Raw genomic sequence first — 13,636 nt, 5'->3', positions numbered from 1 at the left:
CTGGGCGTTTTATCGTCAACCGTTTTGGCCATGACCGCACTCAAGTACCTGCAAGCCTACCCGCCCGCCCTGCAAGACCAGGTTCGCCAGTTGATTGCCAGCAATCGCCTGGGCGACTACCTGCAGCAGCGCTATCCGGACAGGCACGCGGTGCAGAGCGACAAGGCGCTGTACACCTATGCCCAGGCGCTCAAGCAGGAGCACCTGCGCAACGCGCCGAACCTCGACAAGGTGCTGTTCGACAACCGCCTTGACCTCACCCATCGCGCGCTCGGGCTGCATACGGCCGTGTCGCGGGTACAGGGCGGCAAGTTGAAGGCCAAGAAGGAAATCCGTATCGCCTCGTTGTTCAAGGAGGCGGCGCCGCAGTTTTTGAAGATGATCGTGGTACACGAGCTGGCGCACCTGAAAGAGTCCGATCACAACAAGGCGTTCTACCAGCTCTGCGAATACATGCAGCCGGGCTACCATCAACTGGAATTCGACCTGCGGGTTTACCTGACCTACCGCGAGCTGCCCGCCAGCCTGTAGGCCCTGAGGATTTGCCAATGGAAGTGAGCAAGACCAAGAGCAGTTTCTACCGCCGGCTGTATGTCGCCTGGCTGATCGACAGCCAGACCGCCAGCACTGTCCCGGCCTTGATGGAAGCCACCGGCATGCCCCGGCGTACCGCCCAGGACACCATTGCCGCCCTGGCTGACCTGGATATCGTCTGTGAGTTCGAGCAGCAGGCAGGGGCGCGCAATCATGCCGGGCACTACCGGATTCGCGACTGGGGAGCGATCGACAAGCAGTGGATCATTCAGCATTTGCGCAGTGTTCGTGAGGTGCTTGGCTATCCCTGAGGGCCCCATCGCTGGCAAGCCAGCTCCCACAAGGTTCTGTGTGACTCCTGTGGGAGCTGGCTTGCCAGCGATGGGCTGCGCAGCAGCCCTGAATTTCAGCCGCGACGCATACCGATATGCGGGATATCGTCTTCCAGGTATTCCTCTCCCGCCACCTTGAAACCATGGCGCGCATAGTAGTCCTGCAAGTGCGCCTGGGCTGACAGGTACACCGGCACTTCAGGCCAGTAATGCTCTGCGTACTTGAGCCCATGCTCCATCAGTTCATGGCCCAGGCCGCGGCCGCGTGCTTCGGGGGCGATCAGTACCCGGCCAATGACCACGTCACCACCCTGGGCTTGCGGGTCCAGCAAACGCAAGTAAGCCAGCAGGTTGTCACCTTCCCAGGCCATCAGGTGGCAGGTATCGCCCTCCAGGTCCTGGCCGTCGACTTCCTGGTAGGCGCATTTCTGTTCGACCACGAAGACTTCGGTGCGCAGTCGCAGAATGGCATAGAGTTGTTCCTTGCCAATGTCACTGTGGTGTTTGCAGATCCAGTCGATAGCCATGGGCGTCTCTCAAGTGGTTGATACCCCTGATCATGGCAGACAGCCGCGCGAGGGTCTAATTGCGCCAGGTCAATACAGGCTCGAAGTCGACCGGAATAGAGGCCATTTGATATCATTTGCCTCTGCCCGAGTACTTCTTCTTTGTGTAACCTGCAATGGCTGATTGGCACTGAACATTCTCAAGCAGTTGAAATCAACGGCGCGAACCAGGGGTTCGCTAAAGGATTTGAGCATGCGGCCATTGCTTCGAGTCTTGGCTTTGCTGGGAATACTGCTACTGGCGAGCACGACGGCGCAGGCCGCCACACTGCGCCTGGTTGCCGACAGCTGGCCACCTTTCACCGATGCCAACATGGCCAACGGTGGCCTTGCCACGGCCATTGTCACCACCGCCCTGACCCGTGCCGGTTATACCAGCCAGTACCAACAGGTGCCCTGGGCGCGGGCGCTGCTGGGGGTGGGGGACGGGCGCTACGATGTGCTGGTCAATGCCTGGTACAACGACTCGCGAACCGAAATCGGCCAGTTCTCCGCTGGCTACCTGACCAACCGTATCCGCCTGCTCAAACGCAAGGGCGATGCGGTGCGCTTCAATGCCCTCAGCGACCTGTACCCGTTCCCCGTCGCCGTGGTGCGCGATTACGCCTACTCACCCGAGTTCGACAGCGACGCTAACTTGCAGAAAATTCCGGTACGCAGTTTTTCCGTCGCCGTCGGCATGCTGGCCGCCGGCCGCGTGCGTCTGGCGCTGGAAGATGAGTTTGTTGCCGGTTACTACCTCAAGCGCGAACCGAAAGAGGTGCGTGAAGCTGTGGAGTTCTTTGACAAGCCCGTCAGCGAGAACAGCCTGCATATTCTCGTCAGCCTGAAGAACCCCGAGCACCAGCAGATCGTCGCCGGCTTCGATCGTGCCATCGCCCAGATGAAAGCCGATGGCAGCTACGCCCGGTTGCTCAAGCAGCACGGCATGTAATCAGGCCGGCGTGCTGTCCTTGATCAGGTGCGCGGCGAGGGTGCGCAGCGGCCCCAGCTGCCGGCAGATCAGCGCCAGCTGGGTTTGCACCAGACGCTGGTTTTCGTCGAGCTCTTCGGGCATCTGCTCAAGGTCGTTGGCCAGGGCTTCTTCGGCATCGCTGTGGATCGCCACCGGCAGTTTGCTGGCCAGGCCTTCGGCAATCTCATCCAGGCTGTTGGCCAGGCTCGCCCCGGCGCCATCGATCAACTGCTCGCGAACCGCGGCATCCAGCGCGCTGTCGCGGTGTGCGCCCAGGCCCGAGAGATAGCTGAGCAAGGTGTGCGAGAGCACCAAAAAGCGAAAACCGACATCCGCCTCCTTACGAAAATGCCCAGGCTCCATGAGCATGTTGGCCAGGGTGGTCGACAGCGCTGCATCGGCGTTGTGGGCGTTGCGCCGGGCCAGGCGGTAGGCCAGGTCGTCGCTCTTGCCCTGGGCGTACTGCTGCATGATCTGGCGCAGGTAGGTGCTGTTGCAGCTCAGGGTGTTGGCCAGCACCTTGTTCAGGCGGCGGCCCTGCCAGTCCGGGAGGAACAGGAACACCGCCAGGATGGCGATCAGGCTGCCCACCAGGGTATCGAACAGCCGTGGCAGGAACAGCCCGTAGCCATCGCCGATCTGGTTGAAGCAGAACAGCACCATCAGGGTGATCGCCGCCGTGGCCAGGGTGTAGCGGGTGGTGCGGTTGACGAAGAACACCACCCCGGCGGCCACGGCGAACAGCGACTGGACAACCGGGCTTGGGAACAGGTCGAACAGCGCCCAGCCGACGGTCAGGCCGATGGCGGTGCCGATGATCCTTTGTACCAGCTTGCGCCGCGTGGCGCCGTAGTTGGGCTGGCAGACGAACAGGGTGGTGAGGATGATCCAGTAACCCTGGGTCGGGTGAATCAAATGCACCATGCCATAGCCGATCGACAGTGCCAGGGGCAGGCGCAGGGCGTGGCGGAACAGCAGCGAGGTCGGTGTCAGTTGCTGGCGCAGGCGGCTCCAGACGTCCTTGAAGTTACGCGGCGAACGGTCGAGCAGGCTGCTGTCGCTGGCATCGGCGAGGTTGTCGGGGTTGCTGGCGTCGCTGAGCAGGCGGTCAAGAGTCGCCAGGTTCGCCGCCAGTGCGCGCAGCGAACGCAGTAGACCACGCCAGGCCGGGTTGCTCTGGATGCGCAGGTGCTCGAGCGAAGCGTGCAGGTCTTCCAGGGCCTGGGCGAAACTGGTGTCGTAGGTGAACGGCTGGCGCAGCTGGATGGATTCGGACAGTTGCTGGCAAGCCACGCCCTGTTGGCGCAGCAGGCGCTGGCAGCGGAACAGCACATCGCTGTGGAAGAAGGCTTCGGTCAGGGCGTTGTACGGGTAGTGCGAAGAACTGGCGCGCTCGTGGATGTCCTGGGCGAGGAAGTACAGCTTCAGGTAGCGGCTGACCTTCGACCCCGGCCGGCCATTGCCGACCCGGTGCAGGATGATCTCCTTGGCTGCGTTGAGCGCGGCCACCACCCGGCCGTTCTGCTGCGCCAGCTCCAGGCGGCGGGCTTCGACGTCCAACTGGCGAATCGGCTCGAACAGGGTGGCCTTGAGCTTGAGGTAACGGCCCAGTTCGCGGAACAGCCGGGCCAGGCTCTGCTGCACCGGCTGGTTGGAGAACAACGCCTGCCACAGCACCGAGAGCAGGCCGTACCAGGCGGCGCCGGCCACCAGCAGCAGCGGCTCATGCCAGAAATCGGTGACTTCGCCGCCGCGCTGGTCGACGCCGATCATGGTATAGACCGACAGGATCAGGGTCGCCGAGGCAATCGCGCCGTAGCGTTCACCGAGGGCGCCGAGCATGGTCAGGGCGAAGCTGGCCAGGGCCAGGGCGCAGCCGAAGATGATCGGGTAGGGGAACAGTAGTTCCACCGACAGCGCGGCGATGGTGAAACACACCAGGGTGACTGCCAGGGCATTCAGGCGCCCTTGCCAGCTGTCGTCGGTCTCGGCCAGGGCGCTGGCGATAATCCCCAGGAACAGCGGAATCAGCAGGCTCATTTCGTCCTTGTACCAGCACAGCAGCATGCTGCCGGTCAGGGCGATAAGAACGCGGATGGCGTAGCTGAACTTGTCCAGGGCCCAGAGGCGGCGCAACGATTGGCTGAACGAGGAGGATGACATGTCGGGTGGGCAGGCCTTGGGCGATGATCGAAATTGAGCCAATCAGATGGCAGCAGTGTTACCGCTGCCATCTGACCAGCAAAATTTGTTCCTTGATGCGCTGATTCTACCGCGAAGGTTAGACGAACTGCGCGGCCGCGTACGCCGAGGCCCAGGCCCACTGGAAGTTGAAGCCGCCCAGGTGGCCGCTGACGTCGAGCACTTCGCCGATAAAGTACAGGCCCGGGCTTTTCAGTGATTCCATGGTTTTCGACGAGACCTCGCGGGTATCGACGCCGCCCAGGGTCACCTCGGCCGTGCGGTAGCCTTCGGTGCCGGCCGGCACCACCTGCCAGGCCCCGAGCTTGTCGCTGACCTGGGCCAGTTCCGCCGGGGTGTACTGCTTCATCGGCTTGGAGACGAACCAGTGCTCGGCCAGCAGGTTGGCCATCTTCTTGGTGAAGATCTCCCCGAGCAGGGTCTTGAGCTCGCTGTTGGGGCGCTCGGCCTGTTGCTGTTGCAGCCAGCTCAGGGCGTCGTGCTCTGGCAGCAGGTTGATCTCTAGCGTGTCGCCGGCCTGCCAGAACGAAGAAATCTGCAGGATCGCCGGGCCGCTCAGGCCGCGGTGGGTGAACAGCAGGTTTTCCCGGAAGGCGGTGCCGTTGCAGCTGGCCACGCAGTCCACCGAGGTACCGGACAGTTCAGTGCAGATCGCCTTGAGCTGTGGTTCGGTGATGGTAAACGGTACCAGGCCCGCGCGGGTCGGCAGCAGGGTGTGGCCGAACTGGCGGGCGACCTGGTAGCCGAAACCGGTGGCGCCCAGGGTCGGGATCGACAGACCGCCGGTGGCGATCACCAGTGACTGGCAGCGGAACTGTCCGGCGCTGGTTTCCAGCAGGTAGCCGCTGTCGAGTTTTTCGATCTGCTCGATGCGGGTATCCATGCGCAGCTCGGCGCCGGCGCTGGCGCATTCGTCGAGGAGCATGCCGAGGATGTCGCTGGACTTGTTATCGCAGAACAGCTGGCCGAGCTTCTTCTCGTGGTAGGGCACGCTGTGCTTGCCGACCATCTCGATAAAGTCCCACTGGGTGTAGCGGGCCAGGGCCGACTTGCAGAAGTGCGGGTTGTGCGAGAGGAAATTGCCCGGCTCGGTGTACATGTTGGTGAAGTTGCAGCGGCCACCGCCGGACATGAGGATTTTCTTGCCCGGTTTGTTGGCGTGGTCGAGCAACAGCACCTGACGGCCGCGTTTGGCGGCGCTCAAGGCGCACATCAGGCCGGCGGCGCCAGCGCCGATGATGATCACTTCGGTGGAACGCACTGCAAAATCCTCGAAATTCGATGGTGAAGCTATCGCGGGGCAAGCCCGCTCCTACAGCGATGGTGTGTAGGAGCGGGCTTGCCCCGCGAAAAGGTAATTAGACGATCCGCACCCGCAACGACCGCCCCTTGATCTTGCCGCTGTTGAGCCGCTGCAGCGCCTGCTTGGCCACCGCCCGCTCGACGGCGACAAATGCCTGGAAATCAAAAATGGCAATCTTGCCGACCTGCGTGCCCGGCAACCCGGCGTCACCGGTCAAGGCACCGAGGATATCGCCAGGGCGCAGCTTGTCCTTGCGCCCGGCAGCAATGCACAGGGTGCTCATGGTCGGCAGCAGCGGTGCACCATTCTGGGCCTTGAGGCTGTCCAGCTGTTCCCAGCGCAGGGCGGCCTTCTGCATGTCTTCGATGGCCTGGGCGCGATGACCTTCAGCCGGGGCCACCAGGCTCACCGCCAGGCCCTTCTCGCCAGCCCGGCCGGTACGGCCGACGCGGTGCACGTGGATCTCGGCATCGCGGGCCAGCTCGACGTTGATGACCATGTCCAGGGCATCGATATCCAGGCCGCGTGCGGCGACATCGGTGGCCACCAGCACCGACAGGCTGCGGTTGGCGAACAGGGTAAGGACCTGGTCACGGTCGCGCTGTTCCAGGTCGCCATGCAGGGCCTGGGCGGCAATGCCCTTGGCCTGCAGGTGCTCGACCAGCTCCTGGCACTGCTGCTTGGTGAAGCAGAACGCCACGCACGACTGCGGACGGAAATGGTCGAGCAGCTTGCTCACCGCTTCCATGCGCTGGTCCGGGTTGATCTCGTAGAAGCGCTGCTCGATCTGGCTGTCGGCGTGCTGCGACTCGACCTTGACGGTCTGCGGATCGCGCATGAAGGCCGAGGCCAGCTGCTTGATGCCGGCTGGGTAGGTGGCGGAGAACAGCAGGGTCTGGCGACGCTTCGGGGTCTGGCCGATGATGTCGGCAATGGCGTCGTAGAAGCCCATGTCGAGCATGCGGTCGGCTTCATCGAGCACCAGGGTGTTGAGGCCATCGAGCACCAGGGTGCCCTTGCTCAGGTGCTGCTGCACGCGGCCCGGGGTCCCGACGATAATGTGCGCGCCGTGCTCCAGCGAAGCGATCTGCGGGCCGAGGGACACACCACCGCAGAGGGTGAGGATCTTGATGTTGTCTTCGCTGCGGGCCAGGCGGCGCAGTTCTTTGGCCACCTGGTCGGCCAGCTCGCGGGTCGGGCACAGCACCAGCGCCTGGCAACCGAAGTAGCGCGGGTTGAGCGGGTTGAGCAGGCCGATGCCGAAGGCGGCGGTCTTGCCGCTGCCGGTCTTGGCCTGGGCGATCAGGTCCATGCCCTTGAGCATCACCGGCAGGCTCTGGGCCTGGATCGGGGTCATCTGGGCGTAGCCGAGGGCGTCCAGGTTGGCCAGCATGGCGGCGGACAGCGGCAAAGTGGCGAAGGCGGTGGCAATGGTGGTCACGAGACTGGCCTGCAAAACAAAATGTCGCGCAGTGTACCAGCCTCGTGGCCTTTAGCCCTAAGGCTCGATCTCCGGTTCCGGACGAGGGGCACGCCTTCCGTCAGCCCTGGACAGCTGCATGAAGATCGCCGCCGCCAGCATGGCCATCAGGCCGATGGTCACGAAGGTCAGCTGGAACGCCCCGAGGGTACTCTCCACGCCCTCGGCGCTGCCCGCTGCGGTAAAGCCGCCAAGCAGGGCGCCGGCGCAGGCCACGCCGAGGCTCAGCGACAATTGCGCGACCACCGACAGCAGGCTGTTGCCACTGCTGGCGTTGTTGTCGTCCAGATCGATCAGGGTCACGGTGTTCATCGCCGTGAACTGCATCGAGTTGACCGCGCCCAGCAGGCCCAACTGCAACAGCAACAGGGCGTAAGGCGTCTGCTCGTCGACCAGGCCCAGGCTGGCCAGCAGCAGGCCTAGCAGCAGGGTGTTGCCGGTGAGAATGTTGCGGTAGCCAAAGCGCTCGATCAGCGGCCGGGCAATCGACTTGGCGACCATCGCTGCAGCGGCCAGCGGGATCATGCTCATGCCGGCCTGGGACGGTGAATAGCCCAGCGCCACCTGCAGCAACAGCGGCACCAGAAACGGCAGCGCGCCGCTGCCCAGGCGGGCGAACAGGTTGCCGAGGATGCCCACCGAAAAGGTCCGGGTGTGGAACAGTTTTGGCGAAAACAGCGGGTTGTCGATGCTACCCGCACGTAGCCAGTAGGCGGCCAGGCAGGCCATGCCGGCGAACAGCAGCAGCATCACCCGCAGGTGCGGCAAATGCAGCTCGCCCAGGCCTTCCATGGCAATGGTGATCAGTACCATCGCCGCGCCGAACAGCACGAAACCGATGCCGTCGAAGCGGGTACGTTCCGAGCCGCGCAGGTCGGGGATGAACTTCCACACCGCATAACAGCCGATGGCGCCAACGGGCAGGTTGAGCAGGAAGATCCAGTGCCAGCTGAGAATCTCCACCAGCCAGCCACCCATGGTCGGGCCCAGCAGTGGGCCGAGCAGACCGGGGATGGTGATGAAGCTCATGATCCGCACCAGCTCCGAACGCGGGTAAGCGCGCAGTACGACCAAGCGCCCGACCGGCAGCATCAATGCCCCGCCCAGGCCCTGGATCACCCGCGCCGCCACCAGCATGCCGAGGCTGCTGGCCAGGGCGCAGAGCAGTGAACCGAGGCTGAACAGCAGGATCGCGCCAAAGAAGATGCGTTTGGTACCGAAGCGGTCGGCGATCCAGCCTGAAGCCGGGATCAGCAGGGCCACGGTGAGCATGTAGGCGATGATCACCGACTGCATGCGCAGCGGGTCCTCGGCCAGGTCGCGGGCCATGGCCGGCAGGGCGGTGTTGAGGATGGTGCCGTCGAGCGACTGCATGAAGAAGGCGATGGCCACTACCCAGGGGATCCAGCGGGCGGTGGTCGGGTCCAGCGGGGCGCGGTTGGGCATGGGCATCTCTACAAGGTCGAGGGCCTCATCGCCGGCAAGCCGGCTCCCACAGGGACAAGTTCACACAGATCCGTGTGGGAGCTGGCTTGCCAGCGATCGGGGTTATCACAGTGTCAACGTCAGGCGTTTGACCAAAGCTCCCGGCAAATGGCTCGAACTGGTCTGGCGCTGCCCGTAGGTGCTGGTCGACAGAATCAACTCGCGCTCTGCGGTCAACGCTTCCAGCTGCGACCCCAGCAAGCTGTAGACGCTGTCGTCAAAGCGCATGGTGCTCACCGGCGCCTGGATCTCGCCGTTCTCGACCCAGAAGGTGGCAAAGCGGGTCAGGCCGGTCATGCGCGCGGCGGGCAGGTCCGAGTAGTTCAGGTACCAGAGGTTGCTGATGTACAGGCCGGTGCCCAGGCGGGCGAGGATTTCGCTGTGCGCAAGCAAACCCGGCGCCATGCTCAGGGCGCACGGCGACTCGTAGCTATCGGCACCGTTGGCCGCCAGTTCGAACTCGGCGGCGCTGCGGGCGCAGATCAGCCGGTCAAGGGCCTGGCCCTGATCGATCAGGCGCAAGTCGCTGCGCAGCAAGCCTTCGTCAGAGAACGACGGGCTCAGCGAACCGCTGACCTGCTCGGCAATGCTGGTCAACGGGCTCAGGCTGGCATCGCCGCTGTACAGGCGTTGCAGCGGGCTGTTCTTGGTGGCGATGGCCTGGGCCGAGAAGCCCCCCCAGCAGAGCATGCCCATGATTTCGTCCAGCGCCGCCGGTGCCAGGTAGGCGCGGTACTGGCCGGGGGCGAGCTTTTTCAGCGGGCGGCCGAGGTAGTCCAGTTGCTCGCGAGTCTGCTGCAGGCGCGCGGCGAAGGCCTCGTGGTCCCAGGTTTGCCCGGCATAGTTGGCTTTGACCGCCTCGCCGTTGCTGTGGAACAAGCTCCAGTCGAAGTTGAAGCTGTTGGCCTGGTGCCAGCCAAAGGCCCCGAACGAGCTGGCGAAGCCCCGGCAGATCGGGCCCGCGGCGTAGATACCAACCAGGTCCAGATCACCCGCGCCTTGCTCGATCTGCGCCAGTACCTCGGCGCTGTCAGGCAGCGGTTGATCCTGCACGCTATGGCTTTGCCAGGCGCTGTCGTTGAGTTGCAGGTAAGGGTCGGGTTCGAGCAGCGGCAGGGTCTGGCGCAGTTGCTCCAGAGCCTGTTGCAAGCGCAGTTGGTCGACTTCGGCGTCGTTGCCGAGGGTGAACTGCAACTCGGCCTGACGCCCGTCGGCGATCAGCTTGAGCACGCAACTGGCCTGTTGCACTTCACCGGCCTGGCGTACCTTGGCGTGGTTGAAACGGATGAACTGCGAGTGTTCGCCGCTGTAGCTGAGGGTGAAATGCTCGGGGGCGCGTACTGCGTCGCGCAGGCTGGCGACCAAGTGCTGGAAGCTTTGCAGTGGGTTGGCAGCCATCAGGCGTCTCCTCCGAATACGTCGATCTGGCTGAATATGCAGGCGGGGGAGGCGTGGCCCACCCGTACCACCTGGTTCGGCTCGCCCTTGCCGCAGTTCGGTGTACCCAGTACCTGCAAGGTGCTGGCGTCACCGACGGCGCTGAGGTTGCTCCAGAACTGTGCGGAGATCCCGCGGTAATTGGGGTTCTTGACCACACCCTTGAGCTCGCCGTTTTCGATCAACTGACCCCACTCGCAACCGAACTGGAACTTGTTGCGCGCATCGTCGATCGACCATGAGCGGTTGGTACGCATGAGGATGCCCTGCTCGATGCCGCCGATCAGTTGCTCAAGGGTCTTGTCCCCCGGCTCGATGTTGAGGTTGGCCATGCGGTCGATTGGCGCGCGGTTCCAGCCGCAGGCGCGGCTGTTGGCCACCCCTTCAAGGCCTGAGCGGAACTGCGACAGGGCGCCACCCAACGGGCGAATCAGCAGGCCGTCCTTGATCAGGTACTGCTTGTGCGCAGCGCTGCCGTCATCGTCATGGCTGTAGCTGGCGAGCTCCTCGCGGATCGACGGATCGAAGGTTACGTTGAGCAGTTTAGAGCCGTATTGCAGGCTGCCGAAGTCGCTGGCCTTGACGAAACTGGTGCCGGCGTAATTGCGCTCGTCGCCGAGGATGCGGTCCATTTCCAGCGGGTGGCCGATGGATTCATGGATCTGCAGCATCATCTGGTCGGGCATCAGCAGCAGGTCGCGCACACCGCTCGGGGTGTTCGGCGCCAGCAGCAGTTGCAGGGACTGGTCAGCGACCTTGGCCCCGGCACCGACCAGGCCGCAACGCTCAATCACGTCCAGGCCGCCCTGCTGGCCGAAGTTGTCCCGGCCCAGGGTGCGGGTCTGGCTGTCCTGACCGTCGAAGGCTGTGGTGCTGAAGCCTGGGTAGATAAAACGCTGGGCCTGGCGCAGTTCGGCGCCGGCGGTGTTCAGGTAGATCTGCTCGATGTTGCTGACGCCAAGGCTGGCCTGCCAGTTCACCAGGCGGCTGTCATTCGGCACGCTGGCCGACTCTTGGGCGAGCAGGGCGTAGCAGTCGCCCAGAGACGGGAAAGCTTGCTCGAGGTTGGGTGAGCAGTAGTCGAAGCGGCCGGTGGCCACCGGTTGTTCGCGCAGGTCGAGCAGGGCGCGCCCGGCGATCTGCCGGGCCAGTGCCTCAGCCTGCTCCAGAGCGCGTTGCAAGCCGGATTGCGACAGGTCGGCGGTGGCCGCGTAGGTTTCCACGCCATTGAGGCGCACGGTGAGCATTGCGCCTTCGTCGCGGCCGAGGAACGGCGGCTCGGCGATATTCTTGCGCACCGACAGGTGCTGCTGGCTCTGCTGCACATAACGCAGGGAGAAAAATTCGCCACTGCTGCGCAGGGCGGCGAAGCGCTGGCGCAGCAATGCGGTCAACTCGAACATGCGGGAACCTCCGTGTGCGCGGTGGTTCCCCCTCAGAACCACTCGTCGTGCATGCTCAGGCAGGTATCGTCACGGGCCGCGAGCAATGCCAGCTCATTATGGCAGCCCGGCACTTCCCAGGTCAGGAAATAACGCGCCGCCTGCAATTTGCCCAGGTAGAAGTCGCGATCGGCCGGGTTGCCGCGGGCCAGACCCTGTTCGGCACGGACCGCCTGCTCCAGCCAGCGCCAGCCGATCACGCAGTGGCCGAAGGCCTTGAGGTACAGCGCCGAGTTGGCCAGGGCAGTGTTGACCTGACCCTGGGCCAGATCAGCGAGCAGGCCCAGGGTTACTTCCTGCAGGCGGTTGAGCAACTGCTCCAGCGGTACCCGCAGGCGATCCAGGCTGCTGTGTTGGTGGGCTTGCTCGCAAGTCGTGGCGATCAGGCGGACCAGTTGCTTGAGCCCGGCACCACCGTTCTGCGCCAGTTTGCGCCCGAGCAGGTCCAGCGACTGGATACCGTGGGTGCCTTCGTGAATGGGATTCAGGCGGTTGTCGCGGTAGTACTGTTCGACCGGGTACTCGCGGGTGTAACCATGGCCGCCAAGAATCTGGATGGCCAGCTCGTTGGCCTTCAGGCAAAACTCCGAAGGCCAGGATTTGACGATCGGCGTCAGCAGGTCGAGCAGTTCCTGGGCCTGTTGGCGAACCGCTTCGCTCCCGCCGCTCTGAGTGTCATCAAACAGCCGCGCCGCGTACAGGCCCAGGTCGAAGGCGCCTTCGACGTAGGCCTTCTGGGTCAGCAGCATGCGTTTCACATCGCTGTGGCTGATGATCGGCACGGCGGCGGTGGCCGGATCCTTGTTGTCTGGCAGGCGTCCCTGCGGCCGCTGACGGGCGTACTCCAACGAATACAGGTAGCCGGCATAACCGAGCATCACAGCGCCCATGCCGACGCCGATGCGCGCCTCGTTCATCATCTGGAACATGCAGGCCAGCCCCTGGTGCGGCTTGCCCAGCAGATAACCGACGCACTGACCGTTGTCGCCGAAGTTCAGCGCTGTCGAGGTGGTGCCGCGCCAACCCATCTTGTGGAACAGACCGGCCAGCAGTACATCGTTGCGCGGGCCCGGGCTACCGTCGGCATTGACCAGGAACTTGGGCACGATAAACAGCGAAATGCCCTTCACCCCGGGCGGCGCATCCGGCAGCTTGGCCAGGACCATATGCACGATGTTTTCCGACAGTGGATGGTCGCCGGCGGAAATGAAAATCTTGTTGCCGCGCAGCCGATAGCTGCCATCGCCAGCCGGTTCGGCGCGGGTGCGGATATCGGCCAGGGACGAACCGGCGTGCGGCTCGGTGAGGGCCATGGTGCCGAAGAAACGGCCTTCGATCATCGGCTGCAGGAACAGGCGTTTCTGCTCGTCGCTGCCAAAGCTTTCAATCAGGTTGGCGGCGCCCATGGTCAGGAACGGGTAGGCCGTGGTCCCGGCGTTGGCGGCCTGGAAGTGGGCGAAGCAGGCTTGCGACAGCAGGGTCGGCAACTGCATGCCACCGGCTTCGAAGTCACGGCAGGCATTGAGAAAGCCGGCCTCAAGGAAGGCATCCACCGCAGGCTTAACCTCGGGAATCAACACGGCTTCGCCATTTTCAAAACGCGGCTCGTGCTCATCGCCTTTGCGGTTGTGCGGGGCGAAGTACTTTTCGGCGATGGTCCGCGCGGTGGCCAGGGCGGCGTCGAAGGTTTCGCGGTTGTGCTCGGTAAAGCGCGGGCGTTGGGTCAGGGCCTCGGCGTCGAGCACTTCGTAGAGTTCGAAGGCCAGGTTGCGGGCGCTGAGCAGAGTCTCGGACATGGCGGCATTCCTGTCTGGGGATGGGCCGAGTCTAGGTAGTGACGTTGCTACTGCACAGCGAAATAGATGCGGGTGATGGCAGGGCACAAGGCGTTTGGGAATGT

11 protein-coding genes are annotated in these 13,636 nt (G+C 63.9%); 3 read left to right on the top strand and 8 right to left on the bottom strand.

Translation table 11 applies throughout. The annotated features are described in order from the left end of the window. Positions 1-30 precede the first annotated feature (30 nt). Both CCOS864_RS25860 and CCOS864_RS25855 read left to right on the top strand, forming a co-directional pair. Positions 31-531 carry a M48 metallopeptidase family protein gene (locus tag CCOS864_RS25860; RefSeq protein ID WP_115089209.1) on the top strand — a complete coding sequence of 167 codons (501 nt, stop codon included), beginning with the start codon at positions 31-33 and terminating at the stop codon, positions 529-531. Positions 532-548: 17 nt separating this feature from the next. Beyond that, complete coding sequence (locus tag CCOS864_RS25855) at positions 549-845, top strand: winged helix-turn-helix domain-containing protein (RefSeq protein ID WP_115089207.1); 297 nt, start codon at positions 549-551, stop codon at positions 843-845. 95 nt (positions 846-940) lie between these two features. On the opposite strand, the gene CCOS864_RS25850 is transcribed toward CCOS864_RS25855, so the two are convergent. Continuing rightward, positions 941-1,393 (bottom strand): GNAT family N-acetyltransferase, encoded by a 453-nt coding sequence (locus CCOS864_RS25850; RefSeq protein WP_115089205.1) that lies wholly within the window; start codon positions 1,391-1,393, stop codon positions 941-943. A 232-nt stretch (positions 1,394-1,625) separates the two neighbouring features. Between CCOS864_RS25850 and CCOS864_RS25845 the strand changes: the two genes are divergently transcribed. Then, on the top strand, positions 1,626-2,366 hold the full coding sequence (locus CCOS864_RS25845; RefSeq protein WP_115089203.1) for a substrate-binding periplasmic protein: 741 nt from the start codon (positions 1,626-1,628) through the stop codon (positions 2,364-2,366). Here the strand turns inward: CCOS864_RS25845 and yccS are convergent, their stop codons facing one another. The 7 genes from yccS to CCOS864_RS25810 all read right to left on the bottom strand — a co-directional run bounded on the left by yccS (position 2,367) and on the right by CCOS864_RS25810 (position 13,532). Then, positions 2,367-4,550 carry a YccS family putative transporter gene (gene yccS / locus CCOS864_RS25840; protein WP_115089201.1) on the bottom strand — a complete coding sequence of 728 codons (2,184 nt, stop codon included), beginning with the start codon at positions 4,548-4,550 and terminating at the stop codon, positions 2,367-2,369. A 118-nt stretch (positions 4,551-4,668) separates the two neighbouring features. Next, positions 4,669-5,850: a BaiN/RdsA family NAD(P)/FAD-dependent oxidoreductase gene (locus CCOS864_RS25835; RefSeq protein ID WP_115089200.1), complete on the bottom strand. Its 1,182-nt coding sequence runs from the start codon at positions 5,848-5,850 to the stop codon at positions 4,669-4,671. Between the two features lie 97 nt (positions 5,851-5,947). Beyond that, entirely contained in the window at positions 5,948-7,285 is a 1,338-nt protein-coding gene (gene dbpA / locus CCOS864_RS25830; protein WP_233673590.1) for an ATP-dependent RNA helicase DbpA, read from the bottom strand. Between the two features lie 105 nt (positions 7,286-7,390). Next, positions 7,391-8,818 (bottom strand): multidrug transporter subunit MdtD, encoded by a 1,428-nt coding sequence (mdtD, locus tag CCOS864_RS25825; RefSeq protein WP_115089195.1) that lies wholly within the window; start codon positions 8,816-8,818, stop codon positions 7,391-7,393. 105 nt (positions 8,819-8,923) lie between these two features. Next, positions 8,924-10,255: a TldD/PmbA family protein gene (locus tag CCOS864_RS25820; protein ID WP_115089193.1), complete on the bottom strand. Its 1,332-nt coding sequence runs from the start codon at positions 10,253-10,255 to the stop codon at positions 8,924-8,926. Then, a complete protein-coding gene (locus CCOS864_RS25815) occupies positions 10,255-11,697 on the bottom strand; it encodes a TldD/PmbA family protein (protein WP_115089190.1) in 1,443 nt (480 codons plus the stop codon). The genes CCOS864_RS25820 and CCOS864_RS25815 overlap by 1 nt, the downstream gene beginning before the upstream one ends. Positions 11,698-11,729: 32 nt before the next feature. Then, positions 11,730-13,532, bottom strand: a complete 1,803-nt coding sequence (locus tag CCOS864_RS25810) for an acyl-CoA dehydrogenase (protein ID WP_115089188.1) — start codon at positions 13,530-13,532, stop codon at positions 11,730-11,732. Between the last annotated feature and the right edge of the window lie 104 nt (positions 13,533-13,636).

The organism is Pseudomonas wadenswilerensis, from assembly GCF_900497695.1.
GTDB classification, from domain to species: Bacteria; Pseudomonadota; Gammaproteobacteria; order Pseudomonadales; family Pseudomonadaceae; genus Aquipseudomonas; species Aquipseudomonas wadenswilerensis.
This window is presented reverse-complemented; position numbering and strand designations above follow the sequence as displayed.